At 75.1% G+C, this 19,094-nt stretch carries 15 protein-coding genes; 4 read left to right on the top strand and 11 right to left on the bottom strand.

Going from position 1 to position 19,094, the window contains the following annotated elements; translation table 11 throughout:
• Positions 1-11: 11 nt before the first annotated feature.
• From OH807_RS34440 to OH807_RS34395, 10 genes are all read right to left on the bottom strand, one after another.
• Positions 12-1,499, bottom strand: a complete 1,488-nt coding sequence (locus OH807_RS34440; protein WP_406207214.1) for a family 16 glycosylhydrolase — start codon at positions 1,497-1,499, stop codon at positions 12-14.
• Entirely contained in the window at positions 1,496-3,490 is a 1,995-nt protein-coding gene (locus OH807_RS34435; RefSeq protein ID WP_406207211.1) for a glycosyltransferase, read from the bottom strand. The genes OH807_RS34440 and OH807_RS34435 overlap by 4 nt, the downstream gene beginning before the upstream one ends.
• Positions 3,483-4,295 (bottom strand): polysaccharide deacetylase family protein, encoded by an 813-nt coding sequence (locus tag OH807_RS34430; RefSeq protein WP_406207208.1) that lies wholly within the window; start codon positions 4,293-4,295, stop codon positions 3,483-3,485. Before OH807_RS34430 ends, OH807_RS34435 begins: the two co-directional genes overlap by 8 nt.
• Complete coding sequence (locus tag OH807_RS34425; RefSeq protein WP_406207205.1) at positions 4,292-5,323, bottom strand: glycosyltransferase family 2 protein; 1,032 nt, start codon at positions 5,321-5,323, stop codon at positions 4,292-4,294. The genes OH807_RS34430 and OH807_RS34425 overlap by 4 nt, the downstream gene beginning before the upstream one ends.
• Positions 5,323-6,702 carry a lipopolysaccharide biosynthesis protein gene (locus OH807_RS34420; RefSeq protein ID WP_406207202.1) on the bottom strand — a complete coding sequence of 460 codons (1,380 nt, stop codon included), beginning with the start codon at positions 6,700-6,702 and terminating at the stop codon, positions 5,323-5,325. The genes OH807_RS34425 and OH807_RS34420 overlap by 1 nt, the downstream gene beginning before the upstream one ends.
• Positions 6,699-8,165 (bottom strand): glycosyltransferase family 2 protein, encoded by a 1,467-nt coding sequence (locus tag OH807_RS34415; protein WP_406207199.1) that lies wholly within the window; start codon positions 8,163-8,165, stop codon positions 6,699-6,701. Before OH807_RS34415 ends, OH807_RS34420 begins: the two co-directional genes overlap by 4 nt.
• Positions 8,162-9,487: a glycosyltransferase family 2 protein gene (locus OH807_RS34410; RefSeq protein WP_406207196.1), complete on the bottom strand. Its 1,326-nt coding sequence runs from the start codon at positions 9,485-9,487 to the stop codon at positions 8,162-8,164. Before OH807_RS34410 ends, OH807_RS34415 begins: the two co-directional genes overlap by 4 nt.
• Positions 9,484-10,362 carry a glycosyltransferase family 2 protein gene (locus OH807_RS34405; RefSeq protein WP_406207193.1) on the bottom strand — a complete coding sequence of 293 codons (879 nt, stop codon included), beginning with the start codon at positions 10,360-10,362 and terminating at the stop codon, positions 9,484-9,486. The genes OH807_RS34410 and OH807_RS34405 overlap by 4 nt, the downstream gene beginning before the upstream one ends.
• 599 nt (positions 10,363-10,961) lie before the next feature.
• Complete coding sequence (locus tag OH807_RS34400; RefSeq protein WP_406207190.1) at positions 10,962-13,076, bottom strand: putative bifunctional diguanylate cyclase/phosphodiesterase; 2,115 nt, start codon at positions 13,074-13,076, stop codon at positions 10,962-10,964.
• Positions 13,073-13,879: an SAM-dependent methyltransferase gene (locus tag OH807_RS34395; RefSeq protein ID WP_406207188.1), complete on the bottom strand. Its 807-nt coding sequence runs from the start codon at positions 13,877-13,879 to the stop codon at positions 13,073-13,075. The genes OH807_RS34400 and OH807_RS34395 overlap by 4 nt, the downstream gene beginning before the upstream one ends.
• Before the next feature lie 229 nt (positions 13,880-14,108).
• Between OH807_RS34395 and OH807_RS34390 the strand changes: the two genes are divergently transcribed.
• Entirely contained in the window at positions 14,109-15,890 is a 1,782-nt protein-coding gene (locus OH807_RS34390; RefSeq protein WP_406207185.1) for a glycoside hydrolase family 15 protein, read from the top strand.
• Between the two features lie 162 nt (positions 15,891-16,052).
• Positions 16,053-16,529, top strand: coding sequence for an SRPBCC family protein (locus tag OH807_RS34385; protein ID WP_406207182.1), 477 nt, complete (start codon positions 16,053-16,055; stop codon positions 16,527-16,529).
• Positions 16,530-16,563: 34 nt separating this feature from the next.
• Here the strand turns inward: OH807_RS34385 and OH807_RS34380 are convergent, their stop codons facing one another.
• Entirely contained in the window at positions 16,564-17,145 is a 582-nt protein-coding gene (locus tag OH807_RS34380) for an antibiotic biosynthesis monooxygenase (RefSeq protein WP_406207180.1), read from the bottom strand.
• A 228-nt stretch (positions 17,146-17,373) separates the two neighbouring features.
• On the opposite strand from OH807_RS34380, the gene OH807_RS34375 reads away from it, so the two are divergent.
• On the top strand, positions 17,374-17,751 hold the full coding sequence (locus OH807_RS34375; RefSeq protein ID WP_406207177.1) for a hypothetical protein: 378 nt from the start codon (positions 17,374-17,376) through the stop codon (positions 17,749-17,751).
• An 83-nt stretch (positions 17,752-17,834) separates the two neighbouring features.
• Positions 17,835-19,070 carry an aminotransferase class I/II-fold pyridoxal phosphate-dependent enzyme gene (locus OH807_RS34370; RefSeq protein WP_406207174.1) on the top strand — a complete coding sequence of 412 codons (1,236 nt, stop codon included), beginning with the start codon at positions 17,835-17,837 and terminating at the stop codon, positions 19,068-19,070.
• Positions 19,071-19,094: the final 24 nt, after the last annotated feature.

Raw genomic sequence — 19,094 nt, 5'->3', positions numbered from 1 at the left:
CCTCCTGCCCGTCAGTGCTGCCACACCTGGACCCACTGCACGTCCGTCGTGGCCGAGTCGGTCGTGTCGGGCGGCAGTTCCAGGTACCCGACGGCGAGATTGATCACGACCTCCATGGCCACGTTCGGGATCCGCGAGGGGTCGGTGAACCGGAACCACTCCCGGCCGTCGATGTACCACGTCACCGCGGAGGGCTCCCAGTCGACGGCGAAGACGTGATAGCCCGCGGAGAAGGCGGCCGGTCCCCAGTTCTGGCCGATGTGCTGGTCCGAGCCGTCGGCGCCGCGCCAGTGCAGGTTCATGTGGACGTACTGGTCGGTGTTGGGGAACTCCGCGATGTCCACCTCGGGCGGGGTGCCGCGCGTCGCGGCCGGGATCAGCCAGAAGGCGGGGAAGAACCCGGCCGGATTGGCCGGCACCTTCAGCGAGGCGGCGAAGTAGCCGTACGTGAAGGCGTGCCGCGGCGGGGCGTTCCAGTTGTCCCGGCCGGTGCTGATCATGCCGGACACCCAGGGGTAGGTCCTGCCGTCGCTGCCGGTCACCGTCCGGCGCTGCGCGGTGAGGGTGAGCCGGTTGTCCGCGACCTTGGCCTGTCCGGGCTGGTACCACTGCCGTTCGCCGTTGCCCGCGTTGGTGCAGCCGGCGTTGTTCCAGTCGTAGCACGTCGTCCAGTCCTTCCCGTCAAGAGTCGTGCCGGAGAACTCGTCCTGGAAGACGAGCCGCCAGGACCCGCCGGCCGCCGGAGCGGCCGGGACGCCGCTCTTCGGCTGCGCGGCGTCCGATCCCGCCGCCGTCGGACCGGAGCCTCCGGTGGAGCCGGTGGAGCCGGAGCAGGCGGCGAGCAGCGTCAGCAGCGCCGCACCGCCCGCCGCGGCGGCGCCGCGGTGCACCCGGTGCGCGCGGGGCGACTGTCGCGGGCGGTGCGACTGCTCCGCGCGGGGCGCGGGGCTCCGGCGGGGAGCCGGCGGCACCGCCTCGGACGGCCCCTCGCCCGACACGGGGCCGGGCGAGGGGCGGAGCGGGCGACCGGGCGAGGGTCCGCGCGGGGGTCCGGGCGGAGGTCCGGACGGGGAGCCCGGTGGGGAGCCCGGCGGGGAGCCGGCCGAGGAACCGGACGCCGCCGGGGCCCGCCGCACCCGGAGCGGCAAGAGCGGCAGGAGCGGCAGGACGGCCAGCAGGGTGGTCACGCCGGCCAGTACCGCCACCGCGCCCGCCACGGAGAAGTCCCGGGCGAGGAAGAAGGCGACGGCGACCAGCGTGGCGCACGCCGTGCTGATCGCCACCGCGAGCGAGGCCGAGGCGAGCCGGTCCGTCCCGTCCGCCGTCCGGGCGACGGTCGGCCGGCCCAGCAGCGCGGCCGTGCCCGGGCCGGCCAGCACCAGCGCGCCGACGAGGGCGACGCGCAGCGGGTTGGCGGCGGGCAGCGCGGTGGAGGCCAGGGCGGCCCAGCCGAGGAGGGCCAGCAGCAGGCGGGGAACGGTCCGGGGCGGCGTCCTCATGACTGACCACTCTCGTCGAACGGGCCCGGCTCGGCGACCGGGGTGACGTGCCGGTAGACCACGGAGTCACCGTCGGTGAACACCACCCGGAGCGTGGCGGAGGCACCGGCCGCGGCCCTGACCCGGTCGACGGTGTCGGCGGGCAGGGTGCCGGTCAGCACGCACTCCTCGACCTGGGACCTGGTCAGCACCAGGTACGAGGGACCGGTGACGGCCGGGTTGCTGAGCGCGGCCTCGACGGCGGCGGCCGGGTCGGCCAGCAGGAGCCGGCGGTCCTCGGCGCTGCCGAGGGCGAGCGCGGCACGGCTGTGCTCGTCGTAGCGCGCCTCGCCGCCGGGCAGGTCGGCGGTGACCGAGACGATCCGCGAGCCCGTCGGCGCCGTCCGCGCGACGTACTGCAGCGCGGCGACCTCACCGGGGGTGAAGCTGTTCATCGCCTCCTTGCTGTAGTAGCCGAAGATCAGGCCGCCCAGGAGGGAGAGCAGGACCGCGGTGGTGAGCACCGGCCGGAGGACGCGCAGGGCCCGGCGCGCACCGGAGGGCGGTGCGGCGGCCGGCGGCGGTGCGGCGGCCGGGCGGGCGGGCGCCGGCGCGGCCGACAGGGCCGGCGACACGGCCGCCGACGGGGTCGGTGCGAACAGCACGGTGGCGATGAGCAGCGCCGCGGCGGGCAGCGCGAACAGGTACGCGCGGAAGACCATCTCGCCGCCGTAGTTGTTGGCCAGCAGCAGCGGGACGGGCGCGACCAGCAGCAGCGGCAGCGCCGTCCGGCGCACCCAGCGGTGCCGGACGACGGCCGTGACCGCCAGGAGCAGCACCACGGCGGTCAGGCCGCGGTCGATCCAGGAGGCGAACACCTGCGCCTCGGCGGGCCGGGCCAGCCGTTGCAGGGCGGGCAGGGCCTTGTTGTCGGCGGACGTCAGGGCGGCGACCAGGTTGTCGATGTTCCGCGAAAGGTAGGGTCGCGCGACGGTGGCGTCCCAGGCGAAGGTGAGGGCGACCGAGGCGGCCAGGGCCGGCAGCACGACGCGGCGGTTGCGGCGGGGCAGCGAGAGCATCAGCAGGGCGCTGATCAGCATCAGCGGGGTGAGCTGGTGCGAGCAGACGATGGCGGCCGTCAGGACGAGCAGCAGCGCGAACGGCAGCGGCCGCCAGCCGCCGCGCGGGGGGATGTCGGACACCCACGTCACGGCCCGCGCCCCGGTGCCCTTGCCGGGCGGCACCCCGTCGGGGGCCCGGAGGGCCCGGGCCGCGGCCAGCCGGCGGAGCACGAGGATCAGGACGCCCAGGAAGAGCAGGTAGGTGAAGGCCTGCGGGGAGAAGTAGTCCTGGCCGACCCAGGAGACGCTGAAGTAGATCCAGATCCCGCCCCAGACCAGCCGGCGGTCCTGGGTGACGGCCCGGAACAGCAGCAGCAGCGCGCCGAGCAGGGCGACGTTGGCGATCACCGGGTACCAGGCGGCGTAGCCGAGGGCGGAGTGCAGCCCGGTGGCGCGCAGCAGCAGGGCGTTGAGCTGGAAGAAGCCGGGCCACTGGTTGTAGATGTCGAGGTCGCCCGCGTGGGGCACGGGGCCGTCGTGGCGCAGCATGGCGTCGACGACCATCACGTGCTTCCAGGCCCAGGCGTAGCGCAGCGTCGGGTAGAGCAGGGTGGGGGTGGCGTGGATGAAGGCGATGAGGGCGAGCACGTAGCCGGCCGCCCAGCGCTGGCGGATCCGGGGGTCGCGCAGGACGGCGACGAAGCCGGTGGTGAGCAGGGCCAGGCCGGCCCAGTACAGCACCGGGAGGACTTGGACGAGCCCGAGGTCGCCCATGCCGGCGAGCCGGACCCTGGTCAGGGCGATCAGCCAGAGGACGAGGGCGACCGGCAGGACGGCGCGGGCGAAGAGGCCGAGGGCGCCGAGCGGTTGCCGTCCGCCGGCGGGTGCGGTGCGGGCGTCCGGGGGGCCGCCGTCCGGTGCTGTCCGGGCCCGGGCCACTTGGTCAACCATTGGAGGGCCGCCCGACCGGGCTGCCGACGGCGGTGCGCAGTCGGCGGTAGTTGCGCCACAGGCGCGTGTAGAGGCCCTCGGGGACGGGCCCCGTGCGGGCGCCGCGTCCCTCCGTCCAGGCGCGGAGCACCCGGTCGGGGGTGTCGGCGCGGACCATCAGCCGGCAGATCCGCAGGACGTTGTCGGAGGCGGAGCTGAACTTGTTCTCGACGGCGGTGGCCGAGGTCCAGCCGGCCTCGCGGACCTTGCGCCGGACGGCGGGGCTGGAGTAGCCGTGCGGGTAGGCGAAGGCACTCGTCCCGTGGCCCAGCGCGTCCTCCAGGCGCCGCTTGCAGTCGACGATCTCGTCGGTGCAGCGCCGCCCGTGGACGGTGTCCAGCTGGGCGTGGGTGACGGAGTGGCCGCCGATCTCGAAGCCCATCGCGTCCAGGGTGGCGATCTGGCGCCAGTTCAGCATCTCCGCGGGCGGGAAGAGGCTGCCGGTGGGGCGTCCGCCGGGCGGGTGGACGGCGCCGACGGTGACGTAGAGGGTGGCCGGCAGGCCCCGCTCGGTGAGCAGGGGGGCGACCGTCCAGTAGAAGTCGGCGAAGCCGTCGTCGAAGGTGAGCACGGCCGCCCGGGAGGGCAGCGGCGGGCCGCCGAGGATCGCCGAGACGAGGCGGCGCAGCGGCACCACCTCCAGTCCGCTCTCACCGATCAGGTCGATCTGGCGGCGGAAGCTCTCGGGCGTCACCGTCCAGGGGGCGATCCACGGCGGCGGGTTGTCGGACACCGAGTGGTAGAGGAAGACCGGCACGGATCTCATGGCCTGCTCCTCGTCACGGCCTCGGCGGGGGCCGGGCCGGCGCTCGGCCCGGGCGCGTCGGCGCCGGCGCGGTGGCCGGGCCGGGCGAGCCGGCCGGTGGTGTAGCCCACCGCCGCCAGGCAGGCGCCGGTGCCCAGGGCCGCGGCGGCGCCGACCCGGCCGCGGCGCAGGGCGCGGCCGACGGCGGCGGGCAGCGTGCGGCGTACGTAGCGGCGTTCGGTGGCGAGGGCGGAGCGCGCGCCCGCGTGCCGGGCGACGACGGCCTTGGAGCGGCCCTCGGCGTAGCAGCGGGAGGTGAAGTAGCGCCAGGTGGCGCGGGCGGGCGGGACGTGCTGGCGGACGACGGCGGCGGGCTCGTGGCGCAGCTCGCCACCGGGGTGGCGGGCGGTGAGGCGCAGGCAGAGCTCGGTCTCCTCGCAGCCGAACGGGCTGGTGCCGATCCGGCCGAGGTCGCTGCGGAAGCCTCCGGCGGCGACGACGTCGGCCCGGCGGAACGACATGTTCGCGCCGATGAAGTTGCGCACCGTCCCGGTGGCCTCGGGCGCGCCGGGGTACGAGCAGCCGACCACCCAGTCGTACTCGGGCGGGAACCAGTCCGGGCGGCCGGTCTCCCACCAGGAGTCCACCGGGCCGCCGACGCCGATCACGTGCGGGTCCCGGTAGCCGTCGAGCAGGGCCTGCGTCCAGTCGGGTTCGGCCACGGCGTCGTCGTCCAGGAAGGCGACGACCTCGCCGTAGGCGGCCGTCACGCCGGTGTTGCGGGCGCCGGAGACGCCCGGTTCCTCCGGGCTCTCCACCAGGCGCACGTCCGGTCGGCCGGCGAGACGGGCGGTGAGCCGGGCGGTGAGCCCGGGGCAGTGGTCCACCACCACGACGGTCTCGTCGGGCTGCCGGAGCTGGGCCGCGAGCGAGTCGAGGGCCGCGCAGATGTCGTCCCACCGGTCGAGGGTGTAGCTGCACACGACGACGGACAGCGTCCGCGGGAGGCCCTGTGCGGTGTCCGCCCCGGGGTTCGGCACGGTGTTCATCACGATCTCCGATCGGCGGGGTGGGGCAGCCAGCGCGGGAGCGCGACCAGCAGGGGAAGAGCCAGGACGGTGCCGGCGATCAGCCAGGCCAGGCCGACGCCGGTGAGTCCGAGCACGGGCAGGAGTCCGGCGGTGAGGGCGATGACGAGGACGGCGTAGACGAGTTGCAGCCCGATCATCCAGGGGAGGGCGCGGCGCACCCGGGCGACGTCGGTGGCCAGGCTGAGCACGACATTCGGCAGGGCGGAGAGGGCCATCAGCCGCAGCACGGTGGTGCCGTGCTCGGCGTAGCCGGGGCCGAACAGGCGCAGCAGCCACGGCGCGCCGATCACGATCACGGCGACCGCGCCGAGCACGAGCAGCCCGGTGTGCCGCAGCATCCGGCGGGCGTGCTCGGCCAGCCGCTCGGGTGCGTGGGCGGCCTCGACGACCAGCGAGCTGCCCATGCTGTAGGCGGCCATGTAGAGGCTGTCGGCGATCACCCAGGCGAGCGAGTAGTAGGCGTTCTGCGCCGCGCCGAGCGTGGCGAGGACCATCAGCGGGACGACGCTGCAGGCGACGATGCCGGAGATGTTGCCGAGGAAGTCCGCCACCGCGTACCGGGCCACCCGCGGGGGCACCGGGGCGGCGTCCGCGCCGGGGGCCCGCTGGTGCGTCGGGATCGCACGGCGGAAGAGCACGATGTTGGTCAGCAGCACGGTGACGAGCAGGGCCGCCGCCCAGGAGACGAGGATGCCGGTGCCGACGGCGAACAGGGCGCAGACGGCGAGCGCGGCCGCTTTCACGACGGCGAAGAACGCGTTCTCGCCGAGCACCCAGCCGGTGCGCCGCAGGCCGGTGAGTGCGCCGTCCTGGAGGACGAACAGCGAGTAGCCGGCGGTGACGACGACGAACGCGACGGCGACCAGCGGCTCCCGCAGGAAGTTCAGGCTGGGCGAGATCCAGGGGATCAGCGCCAGGAAGCCGACCGCGGCGAGCGCGCTGGCGACGGCACTGGCGATGTAGCAGCGCAGGACCAGGCGGCGGGTGTGGCGGCCCGCGCCGGGGAGGAAGCGCACCAGGACGCTGTTGAGGTTGAAGCGGCCGACCGCGGAGAGCAGGCCGGCGGCGGAGACGGCCGCGTAGGAGAGGCCGACGGTGGCGGGGCTGTACCAGCGGGTGGCGAACACCCAGAAGATCGCGCCGAGGGCCGCCGCGACGATCGAACTCGCCAGCAGTATGTGGCCGTTGTGCAGCAGCGGCTCCCCCGCGAACCGCACCCGGACGGACCGGAACCGGGCCTTCAGCAGCGCCGGGTAGGAGCACTCGCAGGGCAGCGGCAGCGGGCAGGAACAGGCCCGCTCGGAGGTGGGGGTGCGCGCGGTGGGGAGCAGCATCACGACCGGCTTTCCGCCCGGAACCTGCGGTCCTGCCGGAGGCTGACCAGGTAGCTGAACGGTCCGTGGACCAGGCCGCGGAGTTCGAGCCGGCCGAGGCGGGCCAGCGCCGGGTCGCCGTCGGCGGCGGGCGCGGGCGCCGGCTCCGTACGGCGGTGGGTTGCGGGTTCCGTAGCGGTGGCGCCGCGTGCGGTGCGGCGGGTCGGCGTACGGCCGGTCGGGGCCCGGCCCGCCTGCGTACGGCCGGTCAGCGCGCGGCGTACGGCGTAGCGGGTGCCGGCCGGGAGGCGGCGGAGCAGGTCGACGAGCAGGCCGGGGCGGTGGGCGACGGCGGCGGTCAGGTAGGCGCCGAGGCCGACCCCGAAGCCCTTGATCTGGGCGTCCAGCGCCGCCATGGTGCGGCGGTGCCGGTGCCAGACGACGGCGTCCGGCCGGTAGGCCAGGGTGTGCCCGGCCACCAGGACGCGCAGGAAGGCGAGCAGGTCCTCGCCGCCGCGGGTCGGCGTGCCGGCTCCGGTGGCCGGGTCGAACCCGCCGATGTCCCGCAGGACGGAGGTACGGAAGGCCATGTTCGCGCCGGTGCCGAAGCGGCCGGCGGCGTAGGGGAAGAGCGGGTCCGGGCCGTCCGTGCGCAGCGACCAGTCACGGGGGGCGAAGCCCTTGCCGAAACCGCAGTAGCGCTCGAAGACGGCCTGGGCCTCGGTGTCGAGTTCGGCGGGGACGACGAGCCCGGTGACGCAGGAGATCCGCGGGTCGGCCCGGAAGGCCGCGACGATGGCGGCCACCCAGCCGGGGTCGGCGAGGGCGTCGTCGTCCGTGAAGGCCACGAACTCGCCCCGGGCGGCGGCGAGGCCGCGGTTGCGGGCCCGGGCGAGGCCCGGGACGGGCTCGCAGAGGTAGCGCAGCCGGCCCGGCGCGAGCGTGCGGATCAGGTGTTCGGTGGTGTCGTCCTCCGGCGCGTTGTCGACCACGAGGAATTCGGTGCCCGGGTAGTCGGTGCGCAGCAGCGCGCGCAGGCTGTCGCCGAGCAGTGTCGGGCGTCCGCGCGTACAGACGATGACGCTCACCAGCGGCGCGGAGGTCACGCCCGGCGCGGGGGCCGCGGGCGGCGGGGTGGTGACGGCGGCGGGGCCGGAGCCCGGGCCGGAGCCGGAGCCGGCCTCGGGGCCGAGGTCGCGTTCGGCCGCCTCGACCAGCCGCCGGCGCAGGCCGTCGCCGTCCCACGGCCCGTCCGGGTCGTCGCCCGGGCGGACGTCGGAGTTGTCCGGGCGGACGCCAGGAGGGACCTCCGGGCCGGCCTCCGGGGTGAGGGTGACCAGGCCGAGGGGTCGGCCGGCCCGGCGGACCAGGGCCACGACGGACCCCTCCGGGCGGACCGGGGCCGCGAAGCCGGGCCGCCACGGCCCACCGGGCCGGTCGAGATCGAGTTGGACCACTTGCGCGGGCACCGGGAGCGTGGTGCTCATGACGCACCTCCACTGCGCACGGCGCGCTCGCGCCGCACGCTCAGCAGGTAGCCGAAGGGTCCGGCCAGCAGGCCGCGGAACTCGCGGCGCCCCAGCTTCAGCAGGACGGCCTCGCCCTCGACCGGACCGCTGCGGGCCCGGTGGCGGCGCACCGTCTGCCAGCGCCGGATGCCGCCGGGGACGCGCCGCACGAGTGCGGTGAGCACGCCCGGCCGGTGCGAGATCACGGCGGTCAGGTAGGCGCCGAAGCCGAAGCCGAAGTTGAAGATCTGCCGGGTCAGGTCGTCGCAGGTGCGGGGGTGGCGGTGCCAGACGATGGCGTCCGGCTGGTAGGCGACGGTGTGCCCGGCGTCGAGGGTCTGGAAGAAGGCCAGCAGTTCCTCGCCGCCGCGCGCCGGCGTGCCGGCGCCCGTCGCCGGGTCGAACCCGCCGATGTCCCGCAGCACGGCGACCCGGAAGGCCATGTTCGCGCCGGAGCCGAACCGCCCGACCGAGAACCGCATCAGCGGGTCGTCCGGCCGGCCGCGCAGCGTCCAGTCGCGGGCGGCGAAGCCGCGCGAGTAGCCGCCGTACTGTTCGAGGGCGGCCTGCGCCGCGGTTTCGAGCTCGGCCGGCAGGACGAGCCCGGTGACGCAGCCGATCCGGTCGTCCGCGTGGAAGGCGCCGGCCAGCGACTCCACCCAGTGCTCGTCGATGATCAGGTCGTCGTCGGCGAACGCCACCACCTCGCCGCGCGCGGCGGCCAGGCCGCGGTTGCGGGCCCGGGCCAGGCCCGGCACCGGCTCGCGCACGTAACGCACGCGATCCCGGTACCGGGTGGCGACGAGGTGTTCGGTGGCGTCGCTCCGCGGAGCGTTGTCGACCACCAGGATCTCCGTGGACGGATAGCCGTTCCGCAGCAGGGAGTCCAGGCAGCTCCGCAGTTGTCCGGTCCGGTTGCGGGTGCAGATCACCACGCTGACCGTGACCGGGCCCGCGGGCACCCGGGCGCGGCCGACCCGACCGGGACGCGCCGCGGGTGTCGCGGTGGACAGGGCGGGAACACGCAGTTCCCGGTGAGCGGCGTCGACCAGCGCCCGGCGCAGCGTGGCGGTGTCGCCTGCTGTTCCGGTGGCCGTGACCAAGCCGAGCGGGTGTCCGTGCAGCCGCACCAACGCCAACACGCGGCCGGCCGGGTCGACGGTGCCGAAACCGCCGGGCGGGCGCAGCCCGCTCGGTTCGTCCAGGTCCAGTTCGACGACACGAACGGGGGTGTAGAGCGAGTCGCGGGCGGCAGGGCGCGGGCAGGCAGCTGCGGTGCGCCGGTCGGAGCCATTCATCATCGCTCCTCCGCAGGGGCGGCCGCCGAGGCCCGGGCGCCGGGACGCTCGGAGATCAGGGTCCTCAGCACCCGGCGGCCGTCGGAGATGGCGTGGAGGTGGGAGCGACCGCTGCGGCGGGGGAGTTCCAGGCTCGGCACTTCGGCGATCCGCAGTCCGGAGCACAGCGCGTGCGCGATCATCTCGGCCTCGATCTCGAAGCCGGTGGAGCGCAGGTCGAGGGCGTCCAGGAAGGAGCGGCGGAAGGCGCAGTAGCCGTAGCACAGGTCGGTGAGGCTCGCGTCGTACAGGCGGTTCACGACGGCGAGCAGGGCCCGGTTGCCGAGCGAGCGGACCCTGGTGAAGTCCAGCGAGCCCCCGCCGGCTATGCACCGCGAGCCCTTGACGAAGTCGTAGCCGTGGTCGAGGAAGTGCAGGTAGTGCGGGATCTCGCCGGGCCACATGGAGCCGTCGGCGTCCATCATGACGATGTACTCGCCGGTGGCGGCCGCGAAGCCGGTGCGCAGGGCGTTGCCCTTGCCGGGCCCGCTCTGCTGGACGCTGCGGACGGTCGGCAGGCAGTGCCTGGCCACCGGGACGGTGGCGTCGCTGGACGAGCCGTCGACCAGGATCACCTCGTCGACGCAGCGCGGGATCTGCTCGAACACCCAGGGGATGTTGCGGGCCTCGTTGTGGGCGGGCACGACCAGCGAGACGCCGTGCTTGCTGGCGACGCCGTCCCCGGAGCGGCGCATCGGCCGCCGGGCGGTGACCCGGTCCTCGGCGCGGCGCTGCGGCCGGCCGTTCTGGTCCGGATGGACCCGGTCCTCGGCGCGGCGTTGCGGCCGGCCGTCGTGGTCCGGATACGGAACGACGTGGGGGGGCAGGGTGGTGCTCATCGGGGACGGCCTCTCGGGGGGAGGCGGCAGGCGGCGCCGGGCACGGCGCGGCCCCTGGGGAAACGGGGCGGGCCCGGTGCGCGACGGATACGCGGAGGGCAGGGCCCCGGAAGGGAAGTCCCCGGAGGGACTGCCGGAACGAGGAGAGCGATCCCCGGCGGTCGGATGGGGTGCGCACCGCCGACGCTCTCGGGCGCCGAAGCGCCGGTCTGTCGAACTGGCCGAATGTGCTCCCCGCACCGGGAGGGTGCGAGGTGTGCCAGGGCCTCATCGTGCCCAGGTGACCGGCGTCACGTCAATAGATTTGCGGTAATTGGTTGCTTATGCCCGATTCGACATAGGTCGCCCGGCCTGACCGGCGAGGCCGCCGACGGGGCCACGGAGGCGCCACGAACGGGCCGCGAACCGGCCACGGACGGCCCGGGGACGGACCGGCGGACGCACCGGCGGACGAACCGGAGCGGCCACGAACCCGGCGCCGCCGACGCCTCCCGCACCGGGGCCCGGAGGATGCCGTCACGGAGCCCGGCCCGTACCCGCACGCGGATTTACCGGACGGCACCGCACCACGACCGGCGGGCCCGACCCCCGACGTGGCGTCAGCCCCCGACCGGGCGCCCTTCCGGCTCCTCGGCGATCCGGCGGGCGATCTCGGCCGGCCGCACCGGCCGCCCGAAGTGCCAGCCCTGCGCCCAGTCGCAGCCGATCGCGCGCAGCCGCTCGGCGTCCTTGCGGGTCTCCACGCCCTCGGCCGTGACGGTCAGGTTGAGCGCGTGCGCCATCGACACCAGGCCGCTGACGATCCGCCAGCCGGTGGCCGCGTCCTTGGCCGGGTCGTGCAGGTCACCGACGAACGAGCCGGCGATCTTCAGCCCGGAGACCGGGAGGTCGCGCAGGTAGGCGAGGTTGGACCAGCCGGTGCCGAAGTCGTCGACAGCGAGCGAGACACCCTGGTCGACCAGCCCGTGCAGGGTGCGCAGCGCCTCGTCCTCCGGGCCGACCACGGTGGACTCGGTGATCTCCAGCTGGAGCCGGGCCGGATCCAGGCCGGTGGAGTCGAGGATCCGGCCGAGGTCCGTCACCATGGCGGCGTTGCGGGCCTGACGGACCGCCAGGTTGACGTTGAGCTGCGGGGCGTCGTCGCCGAACCGCTTGATCCAGTCGGCCGCCTGGCCGCAGGCCTGCTCCAGCACCCAGCGGCCGAGTGGCAGGATCAGGCCGGTCTCCTCGGCGGTGGTGACGAACTCGTCCGGGCCGAGCACCCCGAGCTGCGGGTGACGCCAGCGCACCAGCGCCTCGACGGCGGCCAGCCGGCCGTCGGCCAGCGCGTACAACGGCTGGTAGTCGATGAAGAACTCGCCGCGGTCGAGGGCGGCGGGCATCCGGACGGAGACGGCGTAGCGGCTGACGGCGCGGGCGTTCTCCTTGGGGTCGAAGAGCGTCCAGCGGCCGCGGCCCGCCTCCTTGGCCCGGTACAACGTCAGGTCGGCGGCGCGGACGGCGGCGCCCGGCGTGGTGGTCGAGACCCGCCGCTCCAGCACGCCCACGCTGGCGCCGACGGCCAGCTTGTGATCGCCGATCAGGACGGGACCGGCCAGTGCCTTCAGCACGGTCTTGGCGGCGGCGACGGCCTCCTGCTCGCCGCGGCAGTTCTCCAGCAGCACCACGAACTCGTCGCCGCCGAGCCGGGCGACCAGGTGGCCGAGCGGGGTGAGGGCGGCCTTCAGCCGGGCCGCGACGGCGGAGAGCAGCTGGTCGCCGGTGTCGTGGCCGAGGCTGTCGTTGACCACCTTGAAACCGTCGAGGTCGACGTAGCAGAGGCCGAACCGGGCGCCCGGGTCCGGCTCCTCGAAGAGCTTCTCCAGCCGCTCGAAGAAGGCCGCGCGGTTGGGCAGGCCGGTCAGCGGGTCGTGGGTCGCCTGGTGGCGCAGGCGCTCCTGGAGCCGGTAGCGGTCGGTGACGTCCTCCAGCATCGCCACCTGGTACTGCGGGCGGCCGTCGTCGTCACGGATCAGCGAGACGGTCAGGTGCGTCCAGACCACCTCGCCGTCGTGCCGGTAGTACGGCTTGTCGAACTGGAAGTAGTCCCGCTTGCCGCTGATCAGCTCCTCGTACGCCTCCCAGACACCGGGCGTGTCCTCGGGGTGCACGAGATCGCCGACCCGGCGGCCGGTCATGTCCTCGGGGGTCGCGCCGAACAGCTCCTGGAGGGCCTTGTTGACGGCCAGGATGTTGCCGTCCGTGTCACCGATGCCGATGCCGATCGCGGCGCTCTCGAACAGCGCGCGGAAGCGCGCCTCGGAGTCGCGCAGGGCCCGTTCGGCCTCCTTGCGGGCCACGTCGGCGGCGGTCCGGATGGCCTCCTGCTCGCGCAGGGTGCGCTCGCGCAGGGCGGCCGCCCAACCGGCGGCGAAGGCGCCGCAGAGGGCCGGCCCGCGGTCGTCGCCGACCGGCTGCTCCTGGAGCAGCTCGACGGCCCGGGCCAGCACCACCGGGTCGGTGAAGTGCGCGTCCACCAGTTCGGCGCCGGCCTGGGCCGCCAGGTGCGGCTCGAACGGCTGCTCCTGCTGGGCACGGTGGAGCAGCGCGGCGGTCCGGGCCACCAGCCTGCCGAGCAGACCGGGGTGGACCGCCGTGCCGTGGTCACCGGAGAGCAGCCGCGACCAGTCCTCGTGGAACCGTTCGGCACTGCTCGGCACCGGCGCATCGTTCACGGGCGGAACCCAACGCCCGCCACCCCGGTCATCCGCTCGGGGTGCTGGCCGACGGCCGCCGGCTGGTCGGGCCGCCACTGCGGCAGGTAGACGACGCCCGGCTCGACGAGCTCGAAGCCGTCGAACATCGCGGTGATCTGCTCGCGGGTGCGCATGGTCAGCGGCGTGGGCGTCATCCGGTACAGCTTCTGGTGGTCCTCGGCCTGGTCCGGGCGGCCCTCCAGGGAGGCGTGGCACAGGACCAGCGCGCTGCCGGGCGGGAGGGCGTCACGCAGCACCTGGACCAGCTTCCACGGGTCCTCGGAGTCACTGACGAAGTGCAGGACGGCCACCAGCAGCACGGCCACCGGCTCGCCGGCCGCCAGCAGCGCCGTCACCTCGGGACGGGACAGCAGGTCGTCGATGTCCCTGACGTCGGCCTGGACGACGGCGCTGCGCGGGTCGTCCTCCAGCAGCAGGCGGCTGTGCGCGACGGCGACCGGGTCCCGGTCGATGTAGACGACCTCGGCCTCCGGGCGGATCGCCCGGGCGATCTCGTGCACGGCGCCGAAGGTGGGGATGCCGGAGCCGATGTCCAGGAAGCGGGTGATGCCCTCCTCGGCCACGAACTGGACGGCGCGGCGCAGGAAGGCCCGGTTGGAGCGCATGATCTGCGGCAGCTCCGGCCACAGGGCCATCGCCTGGCGGGCCATCTCCCGGTCGACCTCGAAGTTGTGCGAACCGCCGAGGTAGTAGTCGTAGACCCGCGCGGCGTTCGGTTTGTCCAGGTCCGTGCCCTCCGGTACCCAGTTCGGTCGCCGCATCTAGGGACTCCTTCGCTCCGGTTCCGGGAAGCCAGCTGCCTGAGAGACGGCTGTGACTGATGAGACTACAAGCACAAAAGATCCTCCCTTGCACGCCGAACGCGTGCAAGCGGAGTTCTCCCGTCCCGCGGAGGCGGCGGCTCCGTCCCGGCGGAGGCGGTGGCTCCGTCCCGCCCGGGCGTGGCGCCCCCGTCCTGCCGGGTGGGCCACGGCGGCCGAGAATGAAGTGATGGCCGGACGCATCGAGGACTACGCGCTGATCGGCGACCTCCAGACCGCTGCCCTGGTGGGCCGGGACGGATCCGTCGACTGGCTCTGCCTGCCCCGGTTCGACTCCCCCAGCTGCTTCGCCGGCCTGCTCGGCGACCGGCAGCACGGCGCCTGGCGGCTCGCCCCGGTCGGCGGCACGCAGTGTTCCACCCGCCGTTACCGCGGCGACAGCCTCGTCCTGGAGAGCGACTGGCACACGCCCGGCGGCTCGGTCCGGATCACCGACTTCATGCCCCAACGCGGACAGGACAGCCGGCGCACCCCGCAGCTGATCCGGATCGTCGAGGGCCTCGACGGCACCGTCGCGGTCCGCGGCGAACTGCGGCTGCGGTTCAACCACGGCCGGATCGAGCCCTGGGTGCGCCGCACCGGCCGCCACCGCGTCGCCGTCGCCGGGCCCGACTCCGCCTGGCTGCGCGTCCCGCCCGGGGTGCACACCTACGGGGTGGACGGCGTCACCGCATCGGACTTCAGCATCGCCGCCGGCCACCGCATCGCCTTCGTCCTCACCTGGCAGCCCTCCCACCTGCCCACCACCCCGCGCACCGACCCCGAGACGGCCCTGCTCACCACGCTCCGCGACTGGCAGCTGTGGGCGGCCGGCTGCCGCTACCACGGCGAGTGGCGGGACGCCGTCCTGCGCTCGCTGATCACGCTCAAGGCGCTCGCCTACGCCCCCACCGGCGGGATCGTCGCCGCGCCCACCGCGTCACTGCCCGAGCGGATCGGCGGCGTGCGCAACTGGGACTACCGCTTCTGCTGGCTGCGCGACTCGTCGATGACGCTCTCCGCCCTGCTCCGCGGCGGCTTCCGCGAGGAGGCGGCGGCCTGGCGGCGCTGGCTGTTGCGCGCCATCGCCGGCGACCCGGGCGACCTGCAGACCGTCTACGGGGTGGCCGGCGAGCGCGTCCTCGGCGAGGCCGTCGCCGAATGGCTGCCCGGCTACGAGGGATCCCGGCCGGTCCGGTTCGGCAACGCCGCCGTCGACCAGCTCCAACTCGACGTCTACGGCGAGGTGGTGGACACCCTGCACCTCGCACTGCTGGCCGGCCTGCCGATGGAACGGCACGTCTGGACGCTGCTGCGGGCCCTCATGGCGTACCTCGAACAGCACTGGCGCGAACCCGACGAGGGCCTGTGGGAAGTGCGCAGCGGGCGGCAGCACTTCGTCCACTCCAAGGTGATGTCCTGGGTCGCCGCCGACCGCGCCGTCCGGCTCGCCGAAGCCACCGGGCTGCCCGCGCCCGTCGACCGCTGGCGGGCGATGCGCGACGCCATCCACGCCGACGTCTGCGCCCACGGCTACGACCGGCGGCGCGGCATCTTCGTCCAGCACTACGGCGGGCAGGGGCTCGACGCGGCCACCCTGTTCGTGGTCAAGAGCGGCTTCCTCCCGCCGGACGACCCCCGGGTGATCCGCACCGTCGACGCCGTCCGGGACGGCCTCGACCACGGCGGACTCGTCCGCCGCTACCAGGCCCACCGGCGCGCCGACGGCCTGTCCGGTGGTGAAGGCGCCTTCCTGGCCTGCTCGTTCTGGCTGGCCGACGCCCTCGCCGCCACCGGCCGCCGGGGCGAGGCCCGCGAACTCTTCGCCCGCGTGGTCGGCCTCGCCAACGACCTCGGCCTGCTCTCCGAACAGTGGGACCCGCGCGCCCGCCGCCAACTCGGCAACACCCCACAGGCGTTCAGCCACGTCGCGCTCGTCAACACCGCCTTCGACCTGGCCGAACCCGGGTGACGCGCTCCTCCCCGCGGACCCTCGGCCAGGACGACCGGGCGGACTTCGACGCCGCGCTCGCCGGTGACCGCCTCCGCGGACCGGCCTCCGGCCCGGCGAGCGCCCGGCCGAACGCCCGCCGGGGCGGACCGGGAGCGGGCCAGAGGGCCTAGAGTGCAGGGCGTGGACCCCAACCACTACCGGTTCCGCGACGTCTGGCGGCTCTCCGCGCCGCCGGCCGCCGTGTACGCGGCCCTGGAGGACGTCCGGAGCTACCCGCTCTGGTGGCCCGAGATCCTGACGGCCCGGGAGACCGGCCCGGACTCCGGCGAGGTGGTGGTGCGCGCGCTGCTGCCCTACCGGCTGGTGATCGGGCTGGAGACGGTCCGCCGCGATCCGGCCGCGGGCGTGCTGGAGGCCGTCATGCACGGCGACCTCACCGGCTGGTCCCGCTGGACGGTCACCGCGGACGGCCCCGGCAGCCGGGCGCTCTTCGAGGAGGACACCCGCCCCGGCAAACCCCTGCTGCGCCGCCTCGCCCTCCCGCTGCACCTGGTCTTCCGGGCCAACCACGCCGTGATGATGCGCCGGGGCCGGCGGGGCCTGGCCGCCCACCTCACCCGCCCGGGGGCCGCGCCACGGAGCACCGAGGACGGCTGACCGACCGCCGTCGCACCGCCGGGCCCGCCGGCCGTCACCGCTCGAAGAGCCACCGCCGCAGCAGCCGGGTGACCACCGGCAGCGCCGCGTACGTCATCAGGCCGCTGATCAGCGGCGCCGTGACGAGTGGCCGCACGGCGACCGGCAGGCCCGCCAGGTGCGGGGTGAGGAGCAGGCCCGCGGTGACGGTGAGCGGTGCGATGGCGATCGTCGAGGCGACCGCCATCTTCCAGCGCACCGGCGGGCGGCCCTTCGACGCTCCGGCCCTGGTGGTGGCGAACCAGCCCTCCATGCCGAGGATCTCGTGCCGGTGCACCTCGTGGTGGTGGCCGTCCGCCGCCTCGAAGCAGGCCGCCCGGGCGGGGGACGCCTGCCAGGAGCGGAACGCGTCGCCGTCGCGGAAGTGCAGCAGCAGGTGCCAGGGATCGTCCGGGCCGGCCGGGCGCAGCAGGCCGGTGCCGAGGTTGCCCTCGTGGGCGGCTGCCGCGGCCAGGATCTCCTTCGCCCAGAGCTCGAAGGCCTCCTCGTAGCCCGGCTCCACCCGGCGGGCCACGAAGAGGGTGACCTCCTCCTCCTGCTCGTGCCCGGCCACCGCGTCCTGTGCCGTCGTCGTCATGGTCTCCCCGTTCTCCCGTTCTCCCCGCCGCACGCCACCTGCCCCGAACCGGTGCCGTGCGCCCTGCCAGGGCGGCAGCGTACGGCGCGCACGGGATCCGCGCGTTGTCGTCCCAGCGGGCGGGCCGAGTAGTTGATCATCAGCCAGTCGGCGCCGGGGCTCCGGCCGACGGGTTCGAACGATCGTCCGATGGCGAACGGCCCCGGCGCGCTGCTACGTTCGGGCGCCATGACCACGCCCGAAACCCCGATCACCACCACCGACCCGGCCGGCTCCCCCGCCGACCACCGCGACGCCGAGATCGCGGCCCTGCGCGCCCGGCTCCAGGCGCAGGAGGCCCAGCAGAAGGACGCCGAACTCGCCGCCCTGCGCGCCCAGGTGGCCGGCCATGCTCCCGTGGCGGCCACACCGCCGCAGATCATCATCAACAACTCGGCCGCGTCCAGCGCCAGTGCGGCGGCTGCGGCAGCGGTCGCCGCGGGCCGGCCGCCGCGCCGCCGGCAGTCGGCGGCACTCCACGTGCTGCTCTTCCTGTTCACCGCCGGGATCGGCAACATCCTCTACGCGATGAGCGTCAGCTCCTGGAACCGCCGACACGGCTGGTGACGCGCGGCCCCCGCCGCCGCCGGACAGGGCCTACCGTGGCTCGGGATGTCCCTCGCCCGCCGCCGCACCGGGAGGCACCAGCCGTGAGCACCCCGCCCGACGACCCCGGCCGGCCCGACGGCGCCGTCGCCCCCGCCACCCGCTCCCCCGCCCGCTCCGGCCCCGACGTCAGCTTCGGCCTCGGCTTCGACTTCGACCGAGCCTTCGACCGCGCCGGTACCGGGAGCAGCAAGTGGGCCCGGTCCGCCGACGGGGTCGTCCCCATGGGCCTGGCGGACATGGACCTGCCCGGGCCGCCCGCCGTGGCGGGGGCGCTGGAGCAGCGGGCCCGGCACCGCGCGTACGGCTACACGGTGTGCGATCCGGCCGGTCGGGCGCTGGTGGCCCGGTGGTACCGGGAGCGGCACGGGGTGGTGGTGGACCCGGCCTGGGTGCTGCTGCTCCCGTTCGGGCCGCGGACCGCCGTCCGGCTGCTGCTGGAGGCGGTGCGCCCGCTCGGGCCGGTGCTCTTCCCCACCCCCGAGTGGGCCGGTTTCGCCCAGCTCTGCCTGGCCGCCGGGCTGCCGTACGAGGAGGTGCCGCTGGCCCGGGACGCCACGGGGTACCGGCTGCCGGTGGCGGCGTTCGGGGGGCGCCGGGCCGGGGCGGTGCTGCTGAGCAGTCCGCACAACCCGTCCGGGCGGGTGTGGCACGAGGCGGAGATCCGGGCGCTCGCCGAGGCCGCGGCGGGCGCCGGCGCCGTGCTGGTCTCGGACGAGGTGCACGGCGACCTCACCCACCCCGGCCGGCGGCACCCGGTGGCCGTCGCCGTGGCGGGCCCGCACCGGGAACGGACCGTGACCCTCAACTCGGTGGGCAAGACCTTCAACGCCTCGGGCATCCCGAGCTGTTTCGCGCTCGTCCCGGACGCCGCACTGCGCGAGCGGCTGGTCGCGGTGATGGCCGGGTACGGCCTCTGGGAGGGCGGGCTGGTGGAGCAGGTCGTCCAGCAGGCGGCGTTGCGGCACGGCGGCCCGTGGCTGGACGCGCTGCTCGCCCACCTGGCGGGCGCCCGGGACCGGCTGACCGGCCTGCTCGGCGAGGCCGTCCGGTCGGCGCCGGAGGCCTCGTACCTGCTCTGGGTGGACGCCGCCGCACTCGGTCTGCCCCCGGCCGGGGCGCGGGCGGCACTGCTGGAACGGTGCGGCCTGGACGCCTCCGACGGAGCCGACTTCGGCCCGGGCGGACACGGCTCGTTGCGGCTCAACTACGCACTGCCGGAGCCGGTGCTGGTGACCGTGCTGGAGCGGCTGGCGAGGCTGCCGCGCCGGGCCGGCTGAACGACGCCCGGGGCGCCGCGCGGC

The sequence above is a fragment of the Kitasatospora sp. NBC_01560 genome (assembly GCF_045208415.1).
Classification (GTDB): domain Bacteria; phylum Actinomycetota; class Actinomycetes; order Streptomycetales; family Streptomycetaceae; genus Kitasatospora.
The sequence above is the reverse complement of the archived record's forward strand: the minus strand, read 5'-3'. Positions and strand labels throughout refer to the sequence as shown.